The sequence below is a fragment of the Flavobacterium chuncheonense genome (assembly GCF_042686145.1).
GTDB lineage: Bacteria > Bacteroidota > Bacteroidia > Flavobacteriales > Flavobacteriaceae > Flavobacterium > Flavobacterium chuncheonense.
This window is the reverse complement of record NZ_JBHUPC010000013.1, coordinates 46,194-72,843: the sequence shown is the minus strand read 5'-3', so window position 1 is coordinate 72,843 and position 26,650 is coordinate 46,194. Positions and strand designations below refer to the sequence as shown.

At 33.7% G+C, this 26,650-nt stretch carries 22 protein-coding genes; 9 read left to right on the top strand and 13 right to left on the bottom strand.

Going from position 1 to position 26,650, the window contains the following annotated elements; translation table 11 throughout:
• Positions 1-31: 31 nt before the first annotated feature.
• The gene (gene fbaA, locus ACFS5J_RS07885; RefSeq protein WP_379811545.1) at positions 32-1,099 is read right to left on the bottom strand and encodes a class II fructose-bisphosphate aldolase; all 1,068 of its coding nucleotides are present in this window, start codon (positions 1,097-1,099) and stop codon (positions 32-34) included.
• A gap of 44 nt (positions 1,100-1,143) precedes the next feature.
• On the bottom strand, positions 1,144-3,699 hold the full coding sequence (tamL, locus tag ACFS5J_RS07880) for a translocation and assembly module lipoprotein TamL (RefSeq protein WP_449267431.1): 2,556 nt from the start codon (positions 3,697-3,699) through the stop codon (positions 1,144-1,146).
• Between the two features lie 35 nt (positions 3,700-3,734).
• On the opposite strand from tamL, the gene ACFS5J_RS07875 reads away from it, so the two are divergent.
• A complete protein-coding gene (locus ACFS5J_RS07875) occupies positions 3,735-4,463 on the top strand; it encodes a TrmH family RNA methyltransferase (RefSeq protein WP_379811543.1) in 729 nt (242 codons plus the stop codon).
• Here ACFS5J_RS07875 and porT read toward each other — a convergent pair.
• Genes porT through ACFS5J_RS07860 form a run of 3 tightly spaced genes read right to left on the bottom strand, consistent with a single transcriptional unit; the run spans position 4,460 to position 6,416 of the window.
• Positions 4,460-5,152: a type IX secretion/gliding motility protein PorT/SprT gene (porT, locus tag ACFS5J_RS07870; RefSeq protein ID WP_379811541.1), complete on the bottom strand. Its 693-nt coding sequence runs from the start codon at positions 5,150-5,152 to the stop codon at positions 4,460-4,462. The genes ACFS5J_RS07875 and porT overlap by 4 nt on opposite strands.
• Before the next feature lies 1 nt (position 5,153).
• Complete coding sequence (ubiE, locus tag ACFS5J_RS07865; protein WP_379811540.1) at positions 5,154-5,885, bottom strand: bifunctional demethylmenaquinone methyltransferase/2-methoxy-6-polyprenyl-1,4-benzoquinol methylase UbiE; 732 nt, start codon at positions 5,883-5,885, stop codon at positions 5,154-5,156.
• Between the two features lie 30 nt (positions 5,886-5,915).
• Positions 5,916-6,416, bottom strand: coding sequence for a dihydrofolate reductase (locus ACFS5J_RS07860; RefSeq protein WP_379811539.1), 501 nt, complete (start codon positions 6,414-6,416; stop codon positions 5,916-5,918).
• A 179-nt stretch (positions 6,417-6,595) separates the two neighbouring features.
• Between ACFS5J_RS07860 and ACFS5J_RS07855 the strand changes: the two genes are divergently transcribed.
• On the top strand, positions 6,596-7,975 hold the full coding sequence (locus ACFS5J_RS07855) for a peptide-N-glycosidase F-related protein (protein WP_379811538.1): 1,380 nt from the start codon (positions 6,596-6,598) through the stop codon (positions 7,973-7,975).
• 54 nt (positions 7,976-8,029) lie between these two features.
• On the opposite strand, the gene ACFS5J_RS07850 is transcribed toward ACFS5J_RS07855, so the two are convergent.
• The 5 genes from ACFS5J_RS07850 to ACFS5J_RS07830 form a co-directional block, all read right to left on the bottom strand.
• Positions 8,030-8,854, bottom strand: a complete 825-nt coding sequence (locus ACFS5J_RS07850) for a thymidylate synthase (RefSeq protein ID WP_379811537.1) — start codon at positions 8,852-8,854, stop codon at positions 8,030-8,032.
• A 22-nt stretch (positions 8,855-8,876) separates the two neighbouring features.
• Positions 8,877-10,532, bottom strand: a complete 1,656-nt coding sequence (locus ACFS5J_RS07845; protein ID WP_379811536.1) for a NupC/NupG family nucleoside CNT transporter — start codon at positions 10,530-10,532, stop codon at positions 8,877-8,879.
• A gap of 11 nt (positions 10,533-10,543) precedes the next feature.
• Positions 10,544-11,173 carry a bifunctional nuclease family protein gene (locus ACFS5J_RS07840; protein ID WP_379811535.1) on the bottom strand — a complete coding sequence of 210 codons (630 nt, stop codon included), beginning with the start codon at positions 11,171-11,173 and terminating at the stop codon, positions 10,544-10,546.
• 193 nt (positions 11,174-11,366) lie between these two features.
• Positions 11,367-12,335, bottom strand: coding sequence for an electron transfer flavoprotein subunit alpha/FixB family protein (locus ACFS5J_RS07835; RefSeq protein WP_379811534.1), 969 nt, complete (start codon positions 12,333-12,335; stop codon positions 11,367-11,369).
• A 27-nt stretch (positions 12,336-12,362) separates the two neighbouring features.
• The gene (locus ACFS5J_RS07830) at positions 12,363-13,109 is read right to left on the bottom strand and encodes an electron transfer flavoprotein subunit beta/FixA family protein (RefSeq protein WP_379811533.1); all 747 of its coding nucleotides are present in this window, start codon (positions 13,107-13,109) and stop codon (positions 12,363-12,365) included.
• Positions 13,110-13,342: 233 nt separating this feature from the next.
• Here ACFS5J_RS07830 and ACFS5J_RS07825 point away from each other — a divergent pair, with 233 nt between their 5' ends.
• The 5 genes from ACFS5J_RS07825 to ACFS5J_RS07805 all read left to right on the top strand — a co-directional run bounded on the left by ACFS5J_RS07825 (position 13,343) and on the right by ACFS5J_RS07805 (position 20,703).
• Positions 13,343-14,320 carry a pyruvate dehydrogenase complex E1 component subunit beta gene (locus ACFS5J_RS07825; RefSeq protein WP_379811532.1) on the top strand — a complete coding sequence of 326 codons (978 nt, stop codon included), beginning with the start codon at positions 13,343-13,345 and terminating at the stop codon, positions 14,318-14,320.
• A 75-nt stretch (positions 14,321-14,395) separates the two neighbouring features.
• Complete coding sequence (locus ACFS5J_RS07820; protein ID WP_379811531.1) at positions 14,396-16,882, top strand: DUF5686 and carboxypeptidase-like regulatory domain-containing protein; 2,487 nt, start codon at positions 14,396-14,398, stop codon at positions 16,880-16,882.
• Positions 16,883-17,488, top strand: a complete 606-nt coding sequence (locus tag ACFS5J_RS07815) for a DNA-3-methyladenine glycosylase family protein (RefSeq protein ID WP_379811530.1) — start codon at positions 16,883-16,885, stop codon at positions 17,486-17,488. It abuts the gene before it with no gap.
• Between the two features lie 69 nt (positions 17,489-17,557).
• A complete protein-coding gene (locus tag ACFS5J_RS07810) occupies positions 17,558-18,088 on the top strand; it encodes an inorganic diphosphatase (RefSeq protein WP_379811529.1) in 531 nt (176 codons plus the stop codon).
• 110 nt (positions 18,089-18,198) lie between these two features.
• Positions 18,199-20,703, top strand: a complete 2,505-nt coding sequence (locus tag ACFS5J_RS07805) for a sodium-translocating pyrophosphatase (RefSeq protein WP_379811528.1) — start codon at positions 18,199-18,201, stop codon at positions 20,701-20,703.
• 52 nt (positions 20,704-20,755) lie between these two features.
• Here ACFS5J_RS07805 and ACFS5J_RS07800 read toward each other — a convergent pair whose 3' ends face one another.
• The 3 genes from ACFS5J_RS07800 to ACFS5J_RS07790 all read right to left on the bottom strand — a co-directional run bounded on the left by ACFS5J_RS07800 (position 20,756) and on the right by ACFS5J_RS07790 (position 22,821).
• Positions 20,756-21,346 (bottom strand): carboxymuconolactone decarboxylase family protein, encoded by a 591-nt coding sequence (locus tag ACFS5J_RS07800; RefSeq protein WP_379811527.1) that lies wholly within the window; start codon positions 21,344-21,346, stop codon positions 20,756-20,758.
• A gap of 78 nt (positions 21,347-21,424) precedes the next feature.
• Entirely contained in the window at positions 21,425-22,039 is a 615-nt protein-coding gene (locus ACFS5J_RS07795; protein WP_379811526.1) for a deoxynucleoside kinase, read from the bottom strand.
• Positions 22,039-22,821 carry a hypothetical protein gene (locus tag ACFS5J_RS07790; protein ID WP_379811524.1) on the bottom strand — a complete coding sequence of 261 codons (783 nt, stop codon included), beginning with the start codon at positions 22,819-22,821 and terminating at the stop codon, positions 22,039-22,041. Before ACFS5J_RS07790 ends, ACFS5J_RS07795 begins: the two co-directional genes overlap by 1 nt.
• Before the next feature lie 135 nt (positions 22,822-22,956).
• Here ACFS5J_RS07790 and ACFS5J_RS07785 point away from each other — a divergent pair, with 135 nt between their 5' ends.
• Positions 22,957-23,838, top strand: a complete 882-nt coding sequence (locus tag ACFS5J_RS07785) for a GLPGLI family protein (RefSeq protein ID WP_379811523.1) — start codon at positions 22,957-22,959, stop codon at positions 23,836-23,838.
• Positions 23,839-23,874: 36 nt separating this feature from the next.
• Positions 23,875-26,607: a carboxypeptidase regulatory-like domain-containing protein gene (locus tag ACFS5J_RS07780; protein ID WP_379811522.1), complete on the top strand. Its 2,733-nt coding sequence runs from the start codon at positions 23,875-23,877 to the stop codon at positions 26,605-26,607.
• The last annotated feature ends 43 nt before the right edge of the window (positions 26,608-26,650 follow it).

Below are 26,650 nucleotides of genomic sequence, written 5' to 3'. Positions count from 1 at the left end.
ATACGAATTGCTAAATCTGTACCCTATCAAATTATAGTGTGTTAACGTTATTTAAATCAGCGAAAGCTTGTTCTAAACGTTTGTTGAATGTTAATTCGCCTTCACGAACCCATTTTCTTGGATCGTAATATTTTTTATTTGGACTATCTTCTCCAGTTGGGTTTCCAATTTGAGTTTTCAAGTAATCAATATTGTTTACAATATAGTCTCTTGTGCCTTCTGTAAAAGCAAATTGTAAATCTGTGTCAATATTCATTTTGATTACTCCGTAAGAAATTGCTTCACGAATTTCTTCCAAAGTAGATCCTGATCCACCGTGGAATACAAAATCAACTGGATTTGCTTTAGTGCTAAATTTTTCTTGAACGAATTCTTGAGAATTTTTCAAGATTTTAGGTGTTAATTTTACATTTCCGGGTTTGTATACACCGTGAACATTTCCGAATGCTGCTGCAACTGTAAAACGAGGGCTTACTTTCATTAATTCTTCATATGCATAAGCTACTTCTTCTGGTTGCGTGTAAAGTTTAGAACTGTCAACGTCTGTGTTGTCGACACCATCTTCTTCACCTCCTGTAATTCCTAATTCAATTTCAAGAGTCATGTCCATTTTGCTCATTCTTTCTAAATATTTTTTAGAAATTTCAATGTTCTCTTCGATTGGTTCTTCTGATAAGTCAATCATGTGTGAGCTGAAAAGCGGTTTTCCAGTTTCTGCAAAATGTTTTTCAGAAGCGTCTAAAAGACCATCAATCCAAGGTAATAAGTTTTTAGCACAGTGGTCTGTATGTAAAATTACAGTTGCTCCGTAAGCCTCTGCTAAAGTGTGTATATGTTTTGCACCAGCTACAGCTCCTAATATAGCAGATTGTTGGTTTTCGTTTGATAATCCTTTTCCAGCATTATATGATGCTCCTCCATTTGAGAACTGTATAATTACAGGAGCGTTTAATTTTGCTGCAGTTTCCATAACACCATTAATAGTGCTTGATCCTACTACATTTACAGCAGGTAATGCAAAGCCTTTCTCTTTTGCGTAATTAAAAATTTCTTGTACCTGATCGCCTGTCGCAACTCCTGGTTTTATGTTGTGGCTCATAGTTGTTTATTTTGTTTAATTCGACAAAATTAATAATTTAAAAATTAGAATGGATAATTAATACCAAAATTTAAAACAGTTCTGCTTAAGTTTAAATCACGGAACCATCTTTCGCTCATTTCTTTTCCAGGATTGTAAGTTTTGTAGCCCAAGTCGATTCTGAAAACGAAGAAACTGAAGTCATATCGGAATCCAATACCTGTACCAAGTGCTATATCTTGTAACGATTGAAAGCCGTTAAAGGTGTATTTTTCGTCTTCTACATTGTCAAATACATTCCAAATGTTTCCGGCATCTGCAAACAATGCGCCATAAAGGTCTCCGAAGAAATTAAAACGATATTCTGCACTAAAAGCTAATTTGAAGTTGGCTTCATTGAAATCGTTAATACCGCCGCTGCTCCCTGGACCTAAGCTATATGCTTGCCATCCTCTGTTGTCGTTTGATCCTCCGGCAAAGTAACTTCTAGAAAAAGGGATTGAGTTTGCATTTCCATAAGGAATTGCTATACCGGCAAATGTTCGGACAGCAAATGATTGTTTCTTTCGAAATCCCCAATGCTTGGTATAATCAAATTCTGATTTTACATATTGAGCATATTCAATACCGAAAAGTGTTCGGTTTCCATTGTCGCTTAAAGGCTCGTTAACCTGTCTTGCTATAATAGATGATACGTTTCCAGCGGATTCTATTTTTGCTCTAAAAGCATAAAAAGTATTATCAAGAATTCCATTTTGTGTGTTTTTACTAAACGTGAAATTAGAAGATACAATTAAGTTGTTTTCTGTAAGACGTACTTTACGCTCTGCAATACTTCTGATGGATTTATAGTCGGTATCGTTTGGTGAAAGAATGGTTTGTCCTGTAACAACATCTTCTATAAAGTTGTCAGCCCCGTCAAAAGTTAGGTTTCCTTGTTCGTCAAAATCTCCAGGTCCTGGGTTTGTGAAATAGATGTGTGATAAATCGTTAAGTCTGTTGTACGAAGAACGATAAACATTAAAGTAATTGTCAGCATTTAAATTACGAATGAACTGGGTGTTGAACAAATCCAAACGCATGGAAGTGTCATCTTTAGGTCTCCAATTGTAATTGATAATGGCTGTAAAGTTTTCTTTGTCTAATCCAATGTTTTTTTGGTTGGTTAAACCAAAACTCATTTGGGTTGTTGGGAGCATTTCCTTTCTAATAATGCTAGTGGTATTGATTGGAAAGAATATTCTAGGGAATGTAAGTTTTGCGTCACCACCATATTCCGAAATGTTGAAAAAAGTATTGTTTGGGTTCGCAAGATCTCTTGAAGACCCGATATTTCCTTTTGCTGAAATTTGAAAGATTTCGGCTCTTTTGAAAATATTACGCCATGTAAAAGACATACCGCCTGTGATACCAAAATCTTGTATGTTAGAATGTGTAAAGTCTACAAAAGGGGCCCAAGTATATTTTTTTCTAGGTAGTAAATAGACGTTCGCAATTAATCCATTCTCATCTTCTGGATCTTCTACATATTCTATGGTTTGTGATTTGAATGTTTGAAGGTTGTTAATTGAGCGTGTCGTTAAATTTTTATTTAAATCGCTAAAGTAATCGCCTTTGTTTATGAAAATTGTATTTGTTAAAGCTTTTGGTTTGTAATTTAATTTTCCATCACTATATATGGTAAAGTCTTTATAGGAAACACTATCGTTTATTCTGTTGACTTCTTTTTCAGATAAGTTTTTTGTAAAAATATTTACGCTATTTATTTTGTATAATTTGAATGGTACAGTTACAGTAGTGTCTCCTTTTTTAACGGATTGGTTTTCAATTTTTACAACCGTATTCAATTTATGGTTTGGGTTTTTAATGTCATATACGGTATAACGTATATTATTGACTTGGAATTTGTAAGCGCCACTATTTCTGAAATATTTTGTAATGCGTTCACGCTCCAAGTTCAGGTTGTTTAAATTGTAAGGGTCACCTGATTTTAATAGGGATTCGTTTTCAATTAAGTTATATAAACTGTCTAATACAGGGGTTTTGATTTCTGTTGTTATCGTGTCTAGTTTAAATTGAGCACCTGAATTTATGCTATAAGTAACTTTGCCTTTTCTTTTTCCAATGCTATCAATTTTAGAGTCGATTGTTACATTGAAGAAGCCATTGTTTTCATAATAGGTTTTTAATCTTCTTTTTGAGTTTTCTACCTTTTTAGGGTCTATTAATACTGGTGCTTCACCCGTTTTTTTTAAAAAGTTGCTCATGCCTGAGACTATGAAAGACTCGCTAAGGCGGTCTACCTGTTTGTTGGATAAAATTTTAGCTAAATTTTTTCTACGATTCGGTTTACGATTTAGCCAATCATAATATAGCGAATCGGCATTTTCTTTAGCCAAGTTGTATAAGGTTAGACGTAATGGAAACCCTGCAATACTACTATTGGGTTTTTGATAAAGAAGACTTTCAATGCGTTCGCTTTTGTTTATAGTATCATTAACCAAAATTGTGTTTTTGGTCAGTAGGCTTTTGTCTTTCGGTACCTTTTTAATTATGGAACAAGCGTTGAAAATTGTTCCGATTAAAAATATTAGTACTATTTTTGATAAATTTTTCTTCAAGTTGTTCTAAATAGTTAGTCAAAAATACAATTTTTATGGTTAGTAAAAACCAAATTAAACTTATAACAAGTTTACATCAAAAAAAATATAGAAAGCAACACCAAATGTTTATTGCTGAGGGGAAAAAAGTAATTGAGGAATTACTTTTGGCTCAATACGATTTGATGTATTTATTTGCTAAGGAAAATTTTTTTCCACAAGTTGATGTAAGCAAAGTTTATGCCATTTCAGATTTAGAACTTAAAAGAATTACAGCATTAACTACTGCAAATGATTGTTTGGCTGTGTTTAAAATGCCTGCGGAACAACTAATCAATAATAGTGGATTGGTTTTAGCTCTGGATGATGTGAGGGACCCAGGGAATTTAGGGACAATTATTCGATTGTGTGATTGGTACGGAATTGAGACTTTAGTTTGTTCTCATGAGTCCGTGGATTGTTATAATCCAAAAGTTATCCAAGCTACTATGGGATCAATTAGTAGGGTTAATATTGTTTATACAGATCTTCAAGATTATATCACAAAATCCAATTTGCCTGTTTTTGGGACTTTTATGGATGGAGATAATATTTACCAAACAAAATTGCCTGAAGAAGGTATTATTGTGATGGGGAATGAGGCGAATGGAATTTCTACAGCAATAGAAAGCTTAGTTTCATCTCGCATTTCAATTCCTAGATTTGGAAAACTACAGCAAACGGAAAGTTTGAATGTGTCAACCGCAACTGCAATTATTTTAAGTGAGTTTAAGCGTAATTCTTAATGAAATGCAAAGTTGATGTAGATTCCTCTGGTTTGCATACCTTGAATGTTTCCTGTCCATGGGCTACTCGGGTCGTTATCTCTTATTAGTTCATCTCTAGTACTGAAAACGCCTCTAATTGATGGTGAGAATTTGAAATATTCTAGGTAAATGTCAATTCCAAAACCAATTTCGTAAAAATTGGTCCACTTGGTCATCCTGAAGACATTGTTTGAGTTATCGTCAGGAGAATCGTTATTACTTCCTAAGTTCAATGCAGTAGAAAGACCACCAATCAAGTAAGGTTTTATGTTGCCTGTTCGCTTAGAAGAAAATTTCATAAGCATTGGAAAAGTAATATAAGTAGAACGAACTTCTCTTAGTTTATCGACATCGTCTTCTATATTTGGGAAAGTCAAATTACGTTGTGTAATAATTAAACCAGGCTCAAAGCGAAAGTCAATATGCTCGTGAAGTCTAAGATTACCAATAAGTCCTACGTTGAAACCAGTTGTGGTTTGTACGTCTATATCTTTGGTAACCGAAAGGTAATCGAATTTAAAATCTAGACTGTTAAAGCCAAGGTAGTATCCCCAATGTATGCGTTGCTTGTCAAAATTTTCTTGGTTGATAAGCGGATCTTTACCGAAAATGCCAAATTGAGCAAATGCAGTAGTTGAAAAAAGAAATACTAAAATTAAATTCTTCATATTATTTTTTAGAAGCATGATAAATTGTGGCTACCCCAAATGTTTGTGGTAAGTCTTTTACATCTATAAACCCTATTTTTCTCAAAATATTGTTCAAAGCTTCTCCAAAAGGAAATTCATTAGCTGAATCTGATAAATATTTATATGCTGATTTATCTTTTGAAAATAATTTCCCGATTAATGGAAGTATGAATTTTGAGTGAATAGCGTAACCTTGTTTGTATGGGAATTTAGTAGGTACTGAGGTTTCTAAAATAACAAAAATGCCATTTGGTTTTAATACACGTAAGATTTCAGATAATCCTTTTTCTAAGGTTTCAAAATTACGAACGCCAAAAGCAACAGTTATAGCATCAAAGTAATTATCAGGATAAGGAATGTTTTCACTGTCACCTAGTACCATTTGGATTTTGTGGTCTAGTTTTCTTTCCGCAATTTTCTTTTTACCAACTTCCAACATACCGGCAGAAATATCTAAGCCGATAATTTCTTCTGCAGCAGTATTGGTCATTAAAATAGCTAAATCACCTGTTCCAGTAGCAATGTCTAAAACTGTTTTTGGTTTTTTATCCGCTACTAGTTTTAAGACTTTTTTACGCCATTTTGTATCAATGCCGAATGAAATAACACGGTTTAATCCGTCATAATTTCCTGAAATGGTATCAAACATTTGAGCAACTTGTTCTTTTTTACCCAAATCCGAATCTTTATAAGGCGTGATGTTTTTTGACATTTTTTTTGTTTTGGAAAGCAAAAGTACAAATTATATTTCTTCTTTGGTGGCTCTTATATAAGTAAAATATGTGAAAGCGAATTTGTGTTTTTCGTCACTTGGGTGATACTCTTCATTTATAATTGACCAATCACTGTTGATGATTTGTGGAAAAAAAGTATCTGCTTCAACTTCGGTATGTACCCTAGTTAATTCAATTTTATCCGCAAGGTCCATTGATTGTTTATAGATTTCACCTCCACCTATAACATAGATGGTCTCATTATTTGGACAAATTGCTATAGCTTCTTCAAGGTTGTTGACAACCTTACAGCCTTCGGGTACTTCGTAGTTTTTTTGTCGCGTAATTATTACGTGAGTTCTATTAGGAAGTGGTTTTGGAAAGCTTTCAAAAGTTTTTCTTCCCATTATTATATAATGTCCTGACGTTAACTGTTTGAATCGTTTGAAATCGTCAGGTAAGTGCCAAACTAAATCGTTGTCTTTACCTAATGCGTTGTTTTCAGCAGCAGCAGCAATTATAACTAACATGTTATTTTTTTTGAGGTTACTAAATTAGTGAAAATTATTTTATGCATTTGTTGTTTGTCTGGGTTTTGACTTGTAACATTTTGTGATTTAGTTGTTATAAAACGGAAGTAATTTGTTTGGATAAATTTTATGTAGTTTTTTTATATGATAATTATAATTTTAATAAAAATTTAAATAATATGAAAAGAAAACTACTATTATTGGTTGGTTGTCTATTTTTTGTAATTGCTCCATTGTTTGCAAATAATGCAAAAGGGGGAGATGGTAAAGCAGTAACTACATCTACCATTACAGTTTTTGATGAAGTTGTTTTTTACGATGGATACGCTGCTTTGGTTACTTCTCCAGCACCTCCATCAGGGGTGTTGAGGTTGAAGAATTCTTTAAATTCAAGAAAATTGACTGATGTAGAGATAAGTCAATTTGATGCATCTGTTACTATGAATGTAGTAGTGAAAGCAGCATGTGATAATTATGATAGAATTGGTAATATTAGTTTAGCATTGGTGCCTAAAAATTCAACTACTTATAATCCTTCAAATGTTCAACGCATTGAACTTGGTCGATTTATTACCCCTTTTATGAATAAGAATTACATGCCTGATGAGGTGCCTTATTCGTTTAGTGTTTCAAATTTGACTCGTATTTTGCAAGATCAAAATTTATCTTCTATGTATGATTTTTGGATAGAGTTTGAACTTTTTGGTGTTGCTTCTGCTGCACAACAGCAAGTAGCTGGCTGTGCTGGAAGAAACGATGTTTTTTTAGGGAGTCTGACTTTTGATACAGGTTTTGGATTTTCTCTTTCAACGGGATATAATTATTTTCAACCTATAGCATTCAAAGAAAGATTTAATAATTATCAAGCAGGTGCATCTGATGCAATTGGTCAAACAGTTAAAACTATAAATATAAATTTGTCAACTCCAATAACTAATGCAAAGTTGTATTTAATTACCTCAAATCATGGCGCAAATTCCGGTGGTGAAGAATATAATCGACGTTTTCATTATGTTACTTTTGATGGAAATTCTGTATTAACCTATAAACCTGGTAGTACAAGTTGTGAGCCGTTTAGAATGTATAATACGCAAGCAAATGGTATTTATGGAAGTTCGCCAAGAACTGATGCTGTTTGGCAATCGTTTAGTAACTGGTGTCCTGGTGATAAAATTCCAATTCGTGTAATTAGTTTAGGAAGTTTATCTGCGGGAGCACACACTTTTGTTATTTCTGTTCCTGATGCTCAGTTTGTAGGTCAACAAGGTAATTTTCCTTTTTCGCTGTACTTGCAAGGGGATTCTGCTACGGCTTTGTCAAGTGAGCAATTTGATACTGTGAATTCTTTTATAATGTATCCAAATCCAGCTACAGATGTAGTCTCGATTGAATCAGTTAACAACGTTAAAGAGGTTGTTGTTTTTGATGTTTTAGGGCAACAAGTGCTAAAAACTAATTCTGATAATTTTTCAGTTTCTGAATTACAGTCGGGAGTGTATATCGTAAAAGCAGTTTTTGAAAACAATACTAGTGTTACTCAAAAACTAGTTAGAAAATAATAGTAGAAATATGTGTATAAAAAAGGAGCTGACTAAATTTAGTCAGCTCCTTTTTTATATTGCTACAGCTCCTTTAATGTGAGGATGAGGGTCGTAGCCTTCTAGCGTGAAATCATCAAATGTAAAATCAAAAATATTTTTAATTTCTGGGTTTAATTTCATAGTTGGTAGAGGTCTGCATTCTCGCGAAAGCTGTAATTCTAATTGTTCAATATGGTTGTTGTAAATGTGTGCATCACCAAATGTATGTATAAAATCACCAACTTGTAAATCACATACCTGAGCAATCATCATGGTAAACAAAGCATATGATGCAATGTTGAAAGGTACACCTAAAAAGATGTCGGCACTGCGTTGATACAATTGGCAACTTAATTTTCCATCTGCAACGTAAAATTGAAAGAATGCGTGACACGGAGGTAATGCAGCTTTGTTGTTGGCAACATTTTCTGCAAAAGAAGCAGTCGTGTCTGGAAGTACACTAGGGTTCCACGCAGATACAAGCATTCTCCTGCTATTAGGGTTGGTTTTTAAGGTTTCGATTAATTCTGCGATTTGATCTATTTCTTCGCTATTCCAGTTGCGCCATTGGTGTCCATAAACCGGACCCAAATCACCATTTTCATCTGCCCATTCGTCCCATATCTTAACGCCGTTTTCTTTTAAATAAGCAATGTTGGTGTCGCCTTTTAAAAACCACAACAATTCATGTATAATTGATTTCAAGTGTAACTTTTTTGTAGTCACCATTGGGAAACCTTCATTCAAATCAAATCGCATTTGGTAACCAAATACACTGATAGTACCAGTGCCGGTTCTATCTCCTTTTTGATTTCCATTTTCTAATACATGTTTTACTAAGTCGTGGTATTGTTTCATGGTTTTAGTTTATGTGTTTAAATTAACCAATAATCATTCCGGCTATTGTGGCTGATAAAAGTGATGCTAAGCTTCCTCCTATTACGGCTTTTAAACCAAATTCAGATAAAGTTTTTCTTTGATTGGGAGCCAAAGAACCTATTCCGCCAATTTGTATGCCAATCGAGGCAAAGTTAGCAAATCCGCATAACATATAGGTGGCCATAATAATTGATTTTTCATAAGTAAAATGAATATCATTGGTTATGTTTTTTAATTCTGCAAGCTGAATGTATCCTACAAATTCTGAAGCTGCTAGTTTAATGCCTAATAGTTGTCCCATTAACATCATGTCTTCTTGCGCTACACCGATTAGCCACATTAATGGTGAAAATATAATTCCAAGAATTGTTTCGAGCGAAAAAGAGGAATACGGAGTGTAAGTGGAAATTAAATTGTTTAATCCAGTATAATAACCAATTTTGTCCAATCCGTAATTTAACATGGCGATAAATGCAATAAAAACTAATAGCATCGCTGCTACATTTGCTGCCAGTTTAAGGCCCTCGGAAGTTCCTGTTGCAATAGCATCTAAAATATTTGACCCAATTTTGTCCTTTGTGACTTCAATAGTTGAGTCAATTTTTTCTGTTTGTGGGTATAGTATTTTCGAGATAATAATTGCGCCAGGAGCTGCCATTACAGAGGCGGCTAAAAGATGTCGTGCAAATTCGGCTTCTAGTATTTTGTCTCCTCCTCCGAGAAAGCCAATATATGCCGCTAATACTCCACCTGCAACTGTTGCCATTCCACCAATCATTACAAGAAGTATTTCACTCTTGTTCATTTTTTCAAGATAGGCCTTAATCAAAAGTGGTGCTTCTGTTTGTCCAAGAAAGATGTTGCCGGCAACGGATAAACTTTCGGCTCCTGAAATTTTGAGAAGTTTGGTTAAAAAGATTGCTAATAGCTTAACGATTCTTTGAATGATTCCCAAATAGAATAGTAAAGATGTTAAAGCAGAGAAAAAGATGATGGTAGGTAATACTTGAAAAAGAAATATAAATCCAAAGCTTTTAATGTCCATCATTCCGCCAAGTAAGAATTCACTTCCAGCTCGAGTGAATTCAAGTACTTTTGTGAAAAGCTTTCCGACGAAATCGAAAAACACTTGAACAAATTCTATTTTAAGTATTCCAAAAGCTAAGACAAGTTGGGCAGTTAGGCCAATCCCTACAGTTTTCCAGTTAATTTTTTTTCTGTTATTACTGAAGAGAAATGCAATCCCAATTAGGACAAGCATTCCTAAAAGACCTCTTGCAACCCCTGTAAAAGTGATTCCTTGGTTTTTAATCAATGGACTTTCGGCTACTTTTAAGATAGTGGTTTTTGGAGTTGTAAATGAATATGTTTTTTGTTTTCGTTTAAGGGTTAGGGATGAATCCGTTAGTGTTTCGATTTTGAATCGTTTTGTAAGTGATTCTTCTGTCTCTTGAAATAAAAATAATTGCTTTCCTTGTAAGGTGTAATCTCCTTCTAATATTAAACTGTCTGAAGGGAGGTTAATCTTGAATGTCCCATCTTTTAGCTTAAGGTACTCGTTTTCACTATTTTGGTACTGCCATTTTTTTTCAATATTTTGACCTGATAAAAAAGCACACGAGAACAAAAGGATAAGAAGCAATAATTTTTTATGCATAAACAGACTATTTAAGATTCTTTCTTAGAAATTTCATCTCTTATTTTGGCTGCTTTTTCATAATCTTCATTTTGTACTGCTTCTTCAAGTTTATCGTATAGCTCTTGTAACGAATACGAACTGTAATCTTCTAATTTAGCAGCGTCATCTTCTTTAAAGCCAAATGTTTCTGGGGTTGATAAAACATCATCATCCTCTGAATTTGATTTCTCTTCATCGTGTGGATTCATGTTTAAGTAAATACCAGCTTTATCTAATATGTTTTTGTATGTAAAAATTGGCGCATTGAATCGAAGTGCAAGCGCAATGGCGTCTGAAGTTCTTGCATCAATAATTTCTTCAATTTTATCTCTTTCACAAATTATGCTAGAGAAGAATACTCCGTCAACTAGTTTGTGGATGATGACTTGTTTGACTACAATTTCAAAACGATCGGCAAAATTTTTAAATAAGTCATGCGTCAAAGGACGTGGAGGTTTGATTTCTTTTTCTAAAGCAATGGCAATGGATTGTGCTTCAAAGGCACCTATGACTATAGGTAAGTTTCGTTCTCCATCAACTTCATTCAATATCAAAGCGTACGCTCCATTTTGAGTTTGACTATATGAGATTCCTTTTATTGTTAATTTAACTAAACTCATAAAAATTTACTTGGCTGGTAATGTAGCCTTGGTTTTAAAATTAAAGGTCGTTTCGTTTTATATAACTGAATTACAAAGATAAACAAACTAAAATCTGGAACAGTTATAAGACCACAAAAATAAAAAAAAGAGCTATCCAAACAAAGATACGATATCAAAGTTTAGATAGCTCTTTACAGCTTATCTTTTTTATTTAAGAATTGCTTTCTTTGAAAGCTTTTAATTTTTCAATTAATTGAGGAACAACTACAAAGGCGTCACCTACAACTCCATAGTCTGCAACTTTGAAGAAAGGTGCGTCAGCGTCTGTATTGATGACAACTTTTACTTTTGAAGAGTTAATACCCGCAATGTGTTGGATTGCTCCAGAAATACCTACTGCAATGTATAAGTTAGCAGCAACTGGTTTTCCTGTTTGCCCAACGTGCTCGCTATGCGGTCTCCAACCGATATCAGAAACTGGTTTTGAACATGCTGTTGCAGCTCCTAAAACTGAAGCTAACTCTTCAATCATTCCCCAGTTTTCAGGGCCTTTCATACCACGACCTGCAGAAACAACAATCTCAGCATCAGCAATGGTAACTTTACCTGTTACTTTTTCAATGTTTACCGTTTTTACGCCAAAATCTGCATCGTTTAATGTAGGGTTGAAATCATCTTCAGTTAATGCTGAAGATGATTCAATTAAACCAAAAGAGTTTTTAGCTAAACCGATAATTTTTACTTCTGTTTCAATTTCAGTAACATTGAACGCTTTGTTTGAAAAAGCATTTCTTTTTACTTGGAATGGAGAAGTGCTTACTGGCAAAGCAATAACGTTTGAAGCATATCCTGCATTTAAAGCTACAGCTACAAGTGGAGCAGCGTATAAGCTATCTGTTGTAGAAGATAAAACTACTAATTTTGTTCCTTCTTTTTCAGCGGCTTGTTTGATTACATCAGCAAAAGCTTTTGCGTTAAAAGTATTTAATTTGTCGTTACTTACTTTTAAAACTTTGTCAACTCCATAGTTTGATAATTCTGCAACGTTTGAAGCGTTAATTGTTAACGCGGTAACTGTAGTGCCCATTGATTCGGCTACTTTTTTTGCGTAAGAAGCTAATTCGAAAGCAACTTTTTTAAATTTTCCTTCTGCTGATTCAGCGTATATTAAAATAGACATGTGTTTTTTAATTTAAGGTTAAACAGATTAGATTACTTTAGCTTCGTTGTGTAACAAGCTTACTAATTCATCTAAATTATCTGGGCTTACTAATTTGCAAGCTGACTTAGGTGCTGGTTTTTCAAATTTTACTGCTTTAGTAGCAGGAGCATCACCAGTTGGTTCGTTAACTGCTAAAGCTTTTGAACGAGCCATCATAATCCCTCTCATGTTTGGAATACGTAAGTCTTTTTCTTCAACTAAACCTTTTTTTCCACCTATGATTAATGGTAAAGTAGTCGATACAGTTTCTTTTCCACCGTCAATTTCACGTGTAGCTTTTACATCGTTTCCTGTAACTTCTAATCCGATACATGAGTTAATAAAGTTGTATCCTAACATTGCAGACATCATTCCAGGAACCATTCCGCCATTATAGTCAATAGATTCGATACCTCCAATAACTAAGTCGTAGTTGCCTTGTTTTACAACTTCAGCAAGTTGTTTTGCAACAAACATCCCGTCAGTTGGGTTTGCGTTAATACGGATAGCCTCATCAGCACCAATTGCTAAAGCTTTTCTTAAAGTTGCTTCAGCATCAGTTCCTCCAACATTAACTACTGTTACTGTAGCACCTTGTTGTTCTTTAAACCATATAGCTCTAGTTAAACCAAATTCATCATTAGGGTTGATTACAAACTGCACACCATTAGTGTCAAATTCAGTGTCTCCATTTGTGAAGTTAATTTTTGATGTAGTATCAGGTACGTGACTGATGCAAACTAATATTTTCATTTTATAAAGTATATAAGTTGATAATTTTCGGGGTACGAATTTAAGTAATATAATTGAATAAAATACTATGCATGCATAATAATTTTTATATAATTCCTTAATTTTTAAGAAATCAAATAAGGTTTCACTCTTTTTTTGAAAGATCAAAATATTAAAACCGAGTTTAATTGGGGATATTTTTCCTTTTAATAATGTATTTTTTTTTATTTTTGCGACACATATAATTATAAGTAATGAAAACGATACAATTTAGAGAGGCAGTTTGTGAAGCGATGAGCGAAGAAATGCGCCGTGATGAATCGATATATTTAATTGGTGAAGAGGTTGCAGAATATAATGGAGCTTACAAAGCGTCAAAAGGGATGCTTGATGAGTTTGGTCCGAAAAGAGTAATTGATGCACCCATTGCAGAATTAGGTTTCGCCGGAATTGCGGTTGGATCTGCTATGAATGGGAACCGCCCAATTGTTGAATTTATGACATTTAACTTTTCATTAGTTGGTATTGACCAAATTATCAATAACGCAGCTAAAATGCGTCAGATGTCTGGTGGTCAATTTAATATTCCAATTGTATTTAGAGGACCTACAGCTTCTGCAGGTCAGTTAGCAGCAACACACTCTCAAGCTTTTGAGAACTGGTATGCAAACTGTCCAGGTTTGAAAGTAGTTGTGCCTTCAAATCCTTATGATGCAAAAGGATTATTAAAATCGGCTATTCGCGATAACGATCCTGTTATCTTCATGGAGTCTGAGCAAATGTATGGTGACAAAGGAGAGGTGCCAGAAGGAGAGTACACTTTACCATTAGGTGTAGCAGATGTTAAGAGAGAAGGTACAGATGTTACTATTGTATCTTTTGGTAAAATTTTAAAAGAGGCTTTCATTGCAGCTGATGAATTAGCAAAAGAAGGAATCTCTTGTGAAATTATCGATTTAAGAACTGTTCGTCCATTGGATTATGATACGGTTTTAAATTCGGTTAAGAAAACAAATCGTCTAGTAGTATTAGAAGAGGCTTGGCCATTTGGAAGTATTGCTTCAGAGATAACGTATATGGTTCAGGAGCAAGCATTCGATTACTTAGATGCTCCAATCCAGAGAATTACTACTGCTGATGTGCCAGCACCATATTCTCCAGCATTGTTGAAAGAATGGTTGCCAAATGCTTCAGACGTTGTAAAAGCTGTAAAAAAAGTAGCATATAAATAAATAGAAACTTACTATATTTGAAACTTCATCAGGAAACTGGTGAAGTTTTTTTATTTATCCGAATCTTATTTTTAAATGAAACCATATCACTATTTAATTGCCTTCTTGTTTTTTTCTTCATTCTTATTGGGTCAAACGAAAGTTGGAGGAAAAGTTACCGATGAATTTGGTGATCCAGTTGCTTTTGCCAATGTGGTGTTTAAAGATTCGAAAGAAGGAGTAATTACAGATGAGAATGGTGACTTTTATTTTGAATCGGATAAAGATTATACTGCATTAGTAGTTACGTTTGTTGGTTTCAGTAGGGAAGAGGTGCCTTTAAAAAAAGGTTTGAATGCCAATTTAAAAATTGTTCTTAAAGAAGGTACTGAACTCAAAGAGGTGGTGGTGTATACAGGTAAGACCTCAAAAAAGGATAATCCAGCACTTGATATTCTTCGTAAAATTTGGGAACGCAAACGTAAAAACGGACTTTACATGTTTGATCAATATAAGTATGACAAATATGAAAAAGTTGAGTTTGATATGAATACTCTTGATAGTGCTTTTATGAATAGTAAAATCTTCAAGGGTATGGAGTTTATTTTTGATAATATTGATACTTCTCGAATTACAGGAAAGACTTATTTGCCGATTTTTATTAATGAAAGTTTGAGTGAAGTATATGGAGATAATGTACTGAAAAAGAAAAAAGAGATTTTAAAAGCGAATAAAAACTCTGGCTTTGGTGATGGAGACGGTGTTAATACTTTCATTAAAGATTTGTATGCAGAATATGATATCTACAATAACTATTTAAAGTTTTTTGACAAGGATTTCGTGAGTCCTTTGTCGCGCACAGGAATAAACGTTTACAATTATGTATTGAGCGATAGTACATTTATTGACAATAAATGGTGTTATAACATTGTGTTCTATCCCCGTAGAAAAAACGAACTAACTTTTAAGGGTGATTTTTGGGTTAACGATAGTACGTTCGCAATTAAGAAAATTAATCTAGAAGCTAGTAAAAGTGCTAATATCAACTGGGTAAAAGAGATTTATATTGAGCAAGAATTTGACGTGTTGAATGATTCTGTGTTTTTGCTAAAGCGCGATTATATGATGTCAGATTTTAGTTTTTCTAAAAAAGAAGAATCAAAAGGTGTTTATGGAAAGCGAACAACAGTTGTAAAAAATCATCAGTTTGATATTCCAAAAGATGAGAAATTTTACCGAGAAGAAGTTAATTTTTATGATAATGCTGTTTTTGATAAGCCAAATGAATTTTGGGAGCAAAATCGTTTTGAGTCATTAAATAATAACGAAGCAGGAATCTATAAGATGTTAGATACCTTAGGTACGGTACCTAAGTTCAAACGAATTTATAATTTAGCTTCTATTTTAGGTAGCGGTTATGTGGAATTTCCACAGTATAACCTTGATTTTGGTCCAATATTCTCAACTTTTGGTTATAACGATGTCGAAGGAGTACGTATAAGAGCAGGAGGAAGAACTTATTTTGGGCCTAATGATAAGTGGCGTATTCAAGGTTATGGCGCTTATGGTTTTAACGACGATAAATTCAAATACGGTATTTCGGGTAAATGGATGGTGAATCCAAAGAATCGTTTGATATTATCGCTTGGTAATCGCAGAGACGTAGAGCAAATTGGAGTAAGTTTAACGACTTCAAATGATGTTTTAGGTAGGAGTTTCGCTTCGTCTTCACTTTTTTCAAGTGGGATTAATAATAAGTTAACTTCCATTAATTTGACAACCCTAGGTGCCGAAATGGAGGTTTTCAAAAACTTTATGATTCAAACTAATTTAACTTATAGAACGTTACGTTCGGCTTCAAATGAATTTAGTTTGGATTATTATACAGATGCGTCACAATCTGAAATTAAAAGCGAAGTTAAACAATCAGAATTGAACTTAGTATTGGAATATACACCAGGAAGAAAAACGGTTGGTTATGGTGTTGATCGAATGGAAGTGGACAACAACTATGCGCGTTTTTTCTTGAGTTATAGTAACGGTTTGAAAGGGGTTTTAAATAGTGATTTTAATTATCAAAAGCTACAACTTTTTTACAGGCAGCCTGCTTTAATTGGTGGTTTCGGTCGCTTGTTTACAACATTTGAAACGGGTAAAATTTTTGGAACAGTTCCATTAGGATTGATGGGTGTTATTCCGGGTAACCAGTCGTATTTTATTATTGAAAATACTTATAATCTTTTGGACTACTATGACTTTGTTGCCGATGAATATGCTTCTTTACATTTTGAGCATCATTTCAATGGGCGCCTTTTTTCACGTGTTCCGATGTTGCGTAAGTTGAATTTGAGAGAGATTATTGGGATTAAAGGTGTTTATGGAAGGGTTTCGGATGAAAATAAATTAATTAATGCTTCTGGTTTTGAATATGTAGCACCTGAAGATTTATATTGGGAATACCATGCAGGGGTTGGAAATATTTTTAAAATTCTTCGAATAGATTGTGCTTGGAGAGGAAGTTATTTGGATATGCCTAATGCTCGCAAATTCAGTGTGAAAGCCTCATTTGGTTTTTACTTCTAAATGGAAACTTGTTTCGAGTTACTTGCGGAAAGGGATACCGTTTTAAAAGAACTATATAAGCAATATGGAGTTCCCTATATTCCTTCGCGACCACAAGGTTTTGTAACACTCTGCAAACTTATTTTGGAGCAACAAGTTTCGTTAGCATCTGCTAAAGCTTGTTTTTTAAAACTTGAAGCTAAATTAGTTGCGATAACTCCACAAAATATAATAAATGCAACTGATGAAGAGTTACGTAGTTGTACTGTTAGCAGACAAAAGTCGGTTTATTTGAAAGAATTAGCTAATGCTGTTTTATTAAATCAGATAGATTTGGATAATTTATCGAAAATTTCTTCGGAAGAGGTCCGAAATCAACTAATTCAAATCAAAGGAATTGGTAATTGGACAGTTGATGTCTATTTAATGTTTGCTTTAGGTGATTTAGATTTATTTCCTCTAGGTGATATTGCACTTATAAACACTATGAAAGAATTGTATAAGTGTAATTCAACGGAAGAAATGATTGTAATTTCAAACGCTTGGAAACCTTATCGTAGCTTGGCAACCTATCTGTTTTGGCATCATTATCTTGAGAAAAGAGGAAGAAAGCCCTTAATTTATTAAAAAAACTAAAGTTATACTTGTTATAAAAGTATGATTCTTTACCTTTGCAGTCGCAAAAAATATATAAAAATGACAGCAGATAAAATAACGACGTTTGATGTATTAATTGAAATTCCTAGAGGAAGTAGAAATAAATACGAGTACGATTTTGATTTAAAAAGAATGCGTTTTGATAGAATGTTATTTTCTTCAATGATGTATCCTGCAGATTATGGTTTTATTCCAGAAACTTTAGCATTAGATGGTGATCCGTTAGATGTATTAGTATTAGTAAATGAGCCAACTTTTCCTGGTTGTGTAATGGAGGTTAAGCCAATTGGAGTTTTCCATATGGCAGACGATAAAGGACCAGATGAGAAAGTTATCTGTGTACCAGTTTCAGATCCAATTTGGAATAAATTAAACGATTTAAGTGATGTAAACTCGCACTTAATTAAAGAAATCGAGCACTTTTTCCAAGTATATAAAGACTTAGAAAACAAAAAAGTTGATGTTGAAGGATGGGGAGATGTTAACGAAGCTAAAGAAATTTTAGTGAAGTGTACAAACCGTTTCAACGAATTAGAAAACAAACCAGAAGGATTATTTAGTATTAAATAATTTTCAATATAATTCATAAAAAAGGGAGTATTAATTAATAATGCTCCCTTTTTTGTTTATTTTTGTTACTAACGACCATTTTTTATTAACTAAAAATAACCAAAAATTTTATGAATTCAGTAATGATTTACATGCCAATAATTATGGCAATTATTGGGCTGTTGTTTATGGCTTACAAGAGAGCTTGGGTTTTAAAACAAGATGCTGGTGATGGTAAAATGAAAGAAATTTCAGAACATATTTACGAAGGTGCACTAGCGTTTTTAAAAGCGGAATATAAACTATTAACGTTTTTTGTTATTGGAGCCAGTTTAGCACTTGCTGGTATCTCTATAGTAGTTCCTACTACACACATTCTTATAGTGGTTGCTTTTATTTTTGGTGCTATTTTTTCTGCTTTAGCAGGGAATATGGGGATGAAAATTGCAACCAAAACAAATGTCAGAACTACGCAAGCGGCTCGTACAAGTTTACCACAAGCATTGAAAGTTTCTTTCGGTGGGGGTACGGTTATGGGACTTGGAGTTGCAGGTTTGGCAGTTTTAGGATTGACAACTTTTTTTATTATCCTTTTCCAAGTGTTTATGGATGGTACTTGGACTTCTACTGAAGACATGACAATTGTTTTGGAAACTTTAGCTGGATTCTCTTTAGGAGCGGAGTCTATTGCTTTGTTCGCGCGTGTTGGAGGAGGAATTTATACAAAGGCTGCCGATGTAGGAGCCGATTTAGTAGGGAAAGTTGAAGCAGGAATTCCAGAAGATGATCCGCGTAATCCTGCTACAATTGCTGATAACGTTGGAGATAATGTAGGAGATGTTGCCGGTATGGGGGCCGATTTATTTGGTTCGTATGTTGCAACAGTGTTAGCGGCAATGGTTTTGGGGAATTATGTGATTAAAGATATGGGTGGTGCTATTGAAGATGCATTTGGCGGAATTGGTCCAATTTTATTACCAATGGCCATTGCAGGATTCGGAATTTTATTTTCCATTATCGGTACCATGTTGGTTAAAATAACGAGTGACGATGCCAAAGAAAAACAAGTTCAAGGGGCATTGAATATTGGAAACTGGGTATCTATAGCATTGACTTTGATAACATGTTATTTCCTAGTACAATATATGTTGCCAGCAACCATGAAAATGGAGTTTTATGGTGAAGGATTAAAAGATATTTCGTCTATGCGCGTATTTTATGCTACTATTATCGGTTTGTTTGTTGGGGGAGCCATTTCATCAGTAACTGAATATTATACGGGATTGGGGACAAAGCCAGTTTTAGCAATTGTTCAAAAATCGTCTACAGGCGCGGGAACTAATGTGATTGCAGGTTTGGCAACAGGGATGATTTCAACTTTTCCAACCGTTTTATTATTTGCAGGTGCTATTTGGGTATCTTACGCATTATCAGGGTTTTATGGTGTTGCATTAGCAGCTTCTGCAATGATGGCTACTACAGCTATGCAATTAGCGATTGATGCTTTCGGGCCAATTTCAGATAATGCTGGTGGTATTGCAGAAATGAGTGAATTGCCAAAAGAGGTACGTACTAGAACTGATATTTTAGATTCTGTAGGTAATACTACCGCAGCAACGGGTAAAGGATTTGCAATTGCTTCAGCAGCTTTGACATCATTGGCCTTATTTGCCGCATATGTAACTTTTACGGGTATAGATGGCATTAATATTTTTAAAGCGCCAGTTTTGGCAATGCTTTTCGTTGGGGGAATGATTCCTGTAGTGTTCTCGGCTCTCGCTATGAATTCTGTTGGGAAAGCGGCTATGGATATGGTTTATGAGGTACGTCGTCAGTTCAAGGAAATTCCTGGTATAATGGAAGGTACAGGTAAGCCGGAATATGGAAAGTGTGTGGCAATTTCTACAAAAGCAGCTTTGCGTGAAATGATGTTGCCAGGAATTTTGACTATTGGTTTTCCTATCGCTATAGTTTTAATAGGGAAATTAGTATACGGAGATAATAATCAATTAATAGCGGAAATGCTTGGAGGATATATGGCTGGCGTTACGGTTTCGGGAGTGTTGTGGGCAGTTTTCCAAAACAATGCAGGTGGTGCCTGGGATAATGCTAAAAAATCCTTCGAAGCAGGTGTGGAAATTAATGGTGAAATGACGTTTAAAGGTTCTGATGCGCATAAAGCTGCAGTTACAGGAGATACTGTTGGTGATCCTTTTAAAGATACTTCAGGGCCATCTATGAATATCTTGATTAAATTGACTTGCCTGATAGGTTTGGTGATCGCTCCAATTTTAGGTGGGCATTCCGAAACAGCTGTAGCGGCTTGTTGCAAAGGGCAAGGAACAGAAATTGTATGCAAGTCAATGTCACATGAAGATTGCTTAGCTAAAGGCTGTGCTAATGCAAATTGTGAGTATGGAAAAGGACATGTGCATTCAGCATCTTGTAACCATAGTGATAAAGCAGAGAAAATTATAAAAGATGTTAAAATTGAAAAGATAAAAGGAGATGATGGAAAAGTAACAGCTACCGTTATATTGAAAACTATAGTAAATGGTGAAGAAGTAATTGAAGAAAAAGTTTTTGAAGGATCTGATATTGAAGTGGAAGCTAAAATAGCGGAAATGGGATTATAATGACAAGTTCAGTTTTAAAATAAAAAGCCTGAAATTTTTCAGGCTTTTTATTTTAATGATGTTTCCCAATTTCCCAACCTTTTTTTTCTAAATACTGATTACCACTTGCAATTGCATCTTCTTCCAAAGTCGTACCCATAGAATCGTTCCATCTGTTCAAATAACCAAATAACGATATTACACCTAGCATTTCAACAATTTCTCCTTCGTTCCAATGTTGGTATAGTTCTGTCTTTATTTCTTCGGTAACAGCATTTGGAATTAACGAAGCTGCTAAAGAAAAATCCAGTGCAATTCGCTCTGCAGGTGAAAATGCCGGATGGGTTTTGTATTCCCAAATATTGTCTAGTTTTTCTTGTTCTGCACCATAGCGTTCCGCTGCTCTTATGGCGTGAGCTTGACAATAACGACAGCCAGTAGCATTACTACTTACCCAAGCAATCATGCGTTTCAGAGAAGATGTGACACGACCTTGATTTTCCATAACCGCTTTGTTTAAGTTAATGAAAGCTTTTGAAATGGCAGGGCGGTGTTGCATTGTTAATACTGAATTCGGACAAAAACCTAGGGTTTCGTTAAAAAATTCGGCTAATGTTTTTGTTTCGATATCATGATCAGGTGATAAAGGTGTAACTAAAGGCATAATTTTAAGTTTTCGTTTTAGCTAAAATAATAAATGCCACTAAATGTGGCATTGTAAAGTTTAAAATATTGATGCTTTTTAAAACAAACCGTTTATTTCAGCATCAATTCTGTTGATTATATTTCCAAGGTCTTCTGGATTGTCAACAAAATTAATTTTGTCTACATCAATAATTAAAAGTTTTCCTTTGTCATATGTTTGTACCCAAGCTTCGTAACGTTCGTTAAGTCGGCTTAAATAATCAATAGAAATAGAATTTTCGTATTCGCGGCCGCGCTTGTGAATTTGATTGACCAAGTTTGGAATGGAACTTCTCAGGTAAATTAGTAAGTCAGGAGCGCCTACTAAATCTTCCATAAGGTCAAAAAGTGATTTGTAGTTGCCAAAATCACGATTGGTCATCAGCCCCATAGCATGAAGGTTCGGAGCAAAAATATATGCATCTTCATAAATGGTTCTATCTTGAATGGTCGTTTTTCCTGTTTCTCTAATTTGTAATACCTGTCTGAAACGACTGTTTAAGAAATAAATTTGGAGATTAAAACTCCAACGTTCCATCTGATGGTAGAAATCATCTAAATATGGGTTGTCGACAACGTCTTCAAAATGTGCATCCCATTTAAAATGTTTTGATAATAATTTTGTTAAAGTGGTTTTCCCAGCGCCAATATTTCCAGCTACAGCAATATGCATTAAGGTGTGTTTATTTTATAGTTAATAACTTTATTATTGGTAAAAATAGATAAAAATTCGCCTTTCAGACAAAAATTCGAAAATGTTTTTTTATCTGTTTTGAGTTCAATTTCCTCCTTTTTAGAAAGGTCTAATAGGTATAATTGATTTTCTAATTTATATAGAAGATTTGTTTCTGAAAGTATTTGGGCAGAATTAAATGTCGGTACCTTACCTAAAGACTTTATCTTTCCAAAAAAAGTAATACTGTAAAACTCGTTGTCATCATCAATCCAATAGAATCGATTGTAATCGGATTGGCAATACTTTAATGTGTTGTTTAGTGGAGTCGAAATAAATTTATAGGAATCGTCTTCTAAGTTGAATAATCCAATTTTTAAAGTTGCCATATCGTAAAACCACAGCTTATTTTGAATGGTTAGTCCACATCCTTCAAAAATGATATTGTAATTGTTTCCGTTGATTTTCTGAACTTCCGATAATTGATTGTCCAGAATTACAATGGTATTATACTCTTTATACAATACAACAATTTGTAACGGATTTAAAATATCTACTGATGTCAGTTTTCCTAATGCAACATTTTTATACACGAATGACTTTGAAGAATTCGTTTTTTGCAAGGTGTTTTCTGTAATTGTGTAGTAATTATCAAAACTGTCTTTTCCTATGAATTGATCAGCTGAAATATTAATGGAATCTACTATTTGTGTATTGTAATGTTGCTGCGAAAAACCGTTTGAATAGCATACAAGATATAGTAGAAAAAAAAGTTGTTTCATTGTAAATTTCAATTAAACTATTTTAAGTTTTTACAGTCTAACAAGTGTTAAAGGTACAGATTAAACTTATAAAAAATGTTTTTATTGTAACAATTGCACCTTTTTTTAGTCTAAAAATAGTATAAAAAATATATCATGAAAAAAATCTTTCTTACCGTTTCTATTCTAATGATGAGTTTTGTGCAAGCACAAGATTTTCAAGGAATGGCTGTTTATGAATCCAAAACAAGTACTGCCGATTTTATGAAAGGGATGTCAGGAAATAGAGATATAACTCCTGAGATGCAAAAAAACATGGAAGAGCGAATGAAAAAAATGTTTGAAAAAACATTTGTTCTAAATTTTAATCAAACTTCTTCTATTTACAAGGAAGAGGAAAAGTTAGACATGATGGGGCAAGATGGTGGTCGTCGCATGATGGGTATGATGGGAGGCGGTGGAACACATTATAAAAATGTAAAAGAAAAGACGACTGTAGTTGACAAAGAATTCTTTAGTAAAGAGTTTTTAATAAAAGATTCATTACCAAAGTTGGATTGGAAATTAGAAGGAGAATCGAAACAAATTGGTCAATATACCTGTTTTAAAGCTACAGCAGTAAAACCAGTTAGTGAATCGGATTTTAGAAATTTTCGTTTTAGAGGCGATAAGGAAAAAGATGCAGCTGAAAAAAAGAAAGATAGTACAAAAACTGCAAAAACCAATTTGATGGATCAATGGGAAATGCCCAAAGAAATTGTAATTACAGCGTGGTATGCTCCTGAAATTCCAATTAATCAAGGACCAGAAAATTACTGGGGATTACCAGGTTTAATACTTGAAGTAAGTGATGGGAAAACTACTATTTTATGTTCTAAAATTGTAATGAATTCAAAAGAGAAAGTAGATATTGTGCCGGCTACTAAAGGTAAAGTGGTAACACAAAAGGAATACGATGAAATTGTGAAAAAGAAAATGGAGGAAATGCGTGAGATGTACCGTGGAAGCAACAGAGGTGGAGGCGGAAGATTTCATTAATTAATTTAGGTAATTCTTATTCACATACTAATTCAAATGAAAAAAATCATTTTTATTCTTGTCATGGCACTTAGTTTAAGTGCCTTTTCTCAAAATATTCGTCTAGAAGGTACGGTAAAAGATAGTACAGGTTTAGGGTTGGAAATGTCCAATGTTATGGCGATTAATACCGCGACAAAAGCTATGGATGCTTATGCTATTACAAACGATAAGGGGAAGTTTTTTTTGAATTTAAAAGCAAATACAGTTTATACAATCAAAGCGAGTTTCATTGGGTTTCAAACATTCGAAAAGGAATTTAAAACGCCTGCAAGTGATAGTACTTTTGATATTATAATGAGCCAGGGTGTTACTTTAAAAGATGTTGAGGTGGTTTATGAAATGCCGGTAACAATTTCTGGTGATACAATTATTTACAATTCCGATTCGTTTACCAACGGTACAGAGCGTAAACTTGAAGATGTTTTAAAAAAACTACCAGGTGTAGAAGTAAATAAAGATGGAGAAATTCAGGTAGAAGGAAAAACCGTTCAGAAAGTAATGGTTGAGGGGAAAGATTTTTTTGATGGTGATACGAAAATTGCAACCAAAAATATTCCTGCTGATGCATTAGATAAAATTCAAGTATTACGTAATTACAACGAAGTTTCTAATTTAAAAGGATTAGAAAACAATGAAGAAAGTATAGCCATCAACATCAAATTGAAAGAAGGAAAGAAAAACTTTTGGTTTGGTGATGTAACGGCAGGGATTGGTGTAGGCCACGAAGAAGAGCGTTATTTGGTAAATCCGAAGCTGTTTTATTACAGTCCAAAATATAGTATTAATGTAATTGGTAATATCAATAACATTGGAGAATTACCGCTTACGGCTCGAGATTATTTTAAATTCACGGGTGGTTTCAGAAGTATGATGCGTAAAGGCGGTTCTTCTTTTAATGTTACTTCTAATGATTTAGGGATTTTAGGTTTGAATAACAATCAAGCGGCTAATATCGAAACGAAATTTGGAGCGGCTAATTTCAGTTATAACCCTACAAAGTCTTGGACTATCAGTGGTTTTGGTATTTTTTTAGGAAACAAAACTCAAATAGAAAACAATACGATTTACAATCGTAAAGATGTATTGCCTAACGGCGATGAAGTTGATGTGGTTGAAACAAGAAGTCAAAAATCGTTGCAAGACAGTAACCTTGGAATTGTTAAATTGAGTTCTAGTTATGTTCCAAATGAAAAAGTGCACTTTGATTATGATGTATTGACTAAATTTTCAGATCAAAAAGAAGGTCAAACTGTTGCTTCAAATTTACTTGCTGATATTTATACTAACAAAGAGCAAAAGCCATTTAGTGTTAATCAAAATCTGAATTATTATTATACACTTAATGATAAAAACGTTTTTGCTTTTGAAACGCAGCATTTGTTCCAAGAGGAAGATCCTTTTTATAATGCCAATTTAACTTTTCAACCTTTTATGTTGAGCGGTTATGATACTACACAAAATAGAAACAATCTTAACCAGGAGCGTTTTGTAAAAACGAATAAATTAGATGCGAAGTTTGATTATTATTTAATGCTGACTTCAAAGAGCAACATCAATTTCACCTTAGGAAACACATATTCATACCAGAATTTTAATTCACATATTTTTCAAATTTTAGATAATAATTCGGTTAATGATTTAAATGATGTAGCAAATAATAACGATGTAGATTATGCTTTTAATGATGTGTTTTTAGGAGTACATTATAAGTTTTTATTAGGAAAGTTTACCTTTACTCCAGGTTTTAGTGTACACAATTATTCAACTAATGACACACAGTTGGGAACCTCTTTCAGCCAAAGTTTCAATCGTTTCTTGCCGGATGTGTATGCATTATGGCAAATTAAAAAATCAGAAACATTGACTTATAATTATAGTTTAACAAACAATTTTACGGATATCAATAGATTAGCTGAAGGTTATGTGTTTTCTAATTATAATAGTTTGTTTCAAGGAAACCGTTATTTAGAAAATTCGCTTTCACAAAGCCACAGTTTGCGCTATTTTAAATACAACATGTTTAATTTTGAAAACATATTTGCTGTTGTAAACTATTCGCGTCAAGTTGATGCTATTAAAAATAAAGCGTTATTGAGCGGTGTTAATCAAGTTTCTTCTTCGGTGAATATGAATTCAAATTTTGCAGATGAAACTTTTTCGGCAAGTGGAAATTACGGGCGTTCGTTTTTAAAATATTATAAAGCTTCAGCTGGTGCAAGTTTTAACTGGAGTAAGTTTAATAATATCCGTGTGTATCCTGATACTGATGCTAATCCGGATAACAATCCATCTGAAATTCAAACGACAGAATCGGTTACACAGAATTATAATGTGAAATTTTCTACTAATTATAAAACATTGCCGAATTTAAGTCTGCAATATGGTTTTACTATAAATGATAACTCGAGTGCTATTTTTTATACCGATAACCCATCTGTAGAATTGGAATATTATTTCTTAGATGCTTTTTCATTTGTGTCGGAATATAGTTTTTATCACAACAGAAGTAAGGATAAAACAATTGATAGTGAGTATGACTTTTTATCGGCTAGTTTGATGTATCAGAAAAAGAATAGTAAATGGGAGTGGAAACTTTCTGGAACTAATTTATTAGAAACAAAAGCGTTGAATTCAAATAGTTTTAATCAAATTGGAGGGACTAGTACTTTCTCAAGTTATATTGTTCAACCACGCTATTTAATATTGAGTTTAAAATATAATCTTTAATAAGAAGATTATAAATTACTGCTAAAGAAAAAAGCAAGCTTTA

Excerpts from the sequence above, each read along its gene's own strand:
- fbaA (WP_379811545.1), bottom strand. The coding sequence starts at position 1,099 with ATGAGCCACAACATAAAACCAGGAGTTGCGACAGGCGATCAGGTACAA.
- ACFS5J_RS07875 (WP_379811543.1), top strand. The coding sequence starts at position 3,735 with ATGGTTAGTAAAAACCAAATTAAACTTATAACAAGTTTACATCAAAAA.
- porT (WP_379811541.1), bottom strand. The coding sequence starts at position 5,152 with ATGAAGAATTTAATTTTAGTATTTCTTTTTTCAACTACTGCATTTGCT.
- ubiE (WP_379811540.1), bottom strand. The coding sequence starts at position 5,885 with ATGTCAAAAAACATCACGCCTTATAAAGATTCGGATTTGGGTAAAAAA.
- ACFS5J_RS07860 (WP_379811539.1), bottom strand. The coding sequence starts at position 6,416 with ATGTTAGTTATAATTGCTGCTGCTGCTGAAAACAACGCATTAGGTAAA.
- ACFS5J_RS07855 (WP_379811538.1), top strand. The coding sequence starts at position 6,596 with ATGAAAAGAAAACTACTATTATTGGTTGGTTGTCTATTTTTTGTAATT.
- ACFS5J_RS07850 (WP_379811537.1), bottom strand. The coding sequence starts at position 8,854 with ATGAAACAATACCACGACTTAGTAAAACATGTATTAGAAAATGGAAAT.
- ACFS5J_RS07845 (WP_379811536.1), bottom strand. The coding sequence starts at position 10,532 with ATGCATAAAAAATTATTGCTTCTTATCCTTTTGTTCTCGTGTGCTTTT.
- ACFS5J_RS07840 (WP_379811535.1), bottom strand. The coding sequence starts at position 11,173 with ATGAGTTTAGTTAAATTAACAATAAAAGGAATCTCATATAGTCAAACT.
- ACFS5J_RS07835 (WP_379811534.1), bottom strand. The coding sequence starts at position 12,335 with ATGTCTATTTTAATATACGCTGAATCAGCAGAAGGAAAATTTAAAAAA.
- ACFS5J_RS07830 (WP_379811533.1), bottom strand. The coding sequence starts at position 13,109 with ATGAAAATATTAGTTTGCATCAGTCACGTACCTGATACTACATCAAAA.
- ACFS5J_RS07825 (WP_379811532.1), top strand. The coding sequence starts at position 13,343 with ATGAAAACGATACAATTTAGAGAGGCAGTTTGTGAAGCGATGAGCGAA.
- ACFS5J_RS07820 (WP_379811531.1), top strand. The coding sequence starts at position 14,396 with ATGAAACCATATCACTATTTAATTGCCTTCTTGTTTTTTTCTTCATTC.
- ACFS5J_RS07815 (WP_379811530.1), top strand. The coding sequence starts at position 16,883 with ATGGAAACTTGTTTCGAGTTACTTGCGGAAAGGGATACCGTTTTAAAA.
- ACFS5J_RS07810 (WP_379811529.1), top strand. The coding sequence starts at position 17,558 with ATGACAGCAGATAAAATAACGACGTTTGATGTATTAATTGAAATTCCT.
- ACFS5J_RS07805 (WP_379811528.1), top strand. The coding sequence starts at position 18,199 with ATGAATTCAGTAATGATTTACATGCCAATAATTATGGCAATTATTGGG.
- ACFS5J_RS07800 (WP_379811527.1), bottom strand. The coding sequence starts at position 21,346 with ATGCCTTTAGTTACACCTTTATCACCTGATCATGATATCGAAACAAAA.
- ACFS5J_RS07795 (WP_379811526.1), bottom strand. The coding sequence starts at position 22,039 with ATGCATATTGCTGTAGCTGGAAATATTGGCGCTGGGAAAACCACTTTA.
- ACFS5J_RS07790 (WP_379811524.1), bottom strand. The coding sequence starts at position 22,821 with ATGAAACAACTTTTTTTTCTACTATATCTTGTATGCTATTCAAACGGT.
- ACFS5J_RS07785 (WP_379811523.1), top strand. The coding sequence starts at position 22,957 with ATGAAAAAAATCTTTCTTACCGTTTCTATTCTAATGATGAGTTTTGTG.
- ACFS5J_RS07780 (WP_379811522.1), top strand. The coding sequence starts at position 23,875 with ATGAAAAAAATCATTTTTATTCTTGTCATGGCACTTAGTTTAAGTGCC.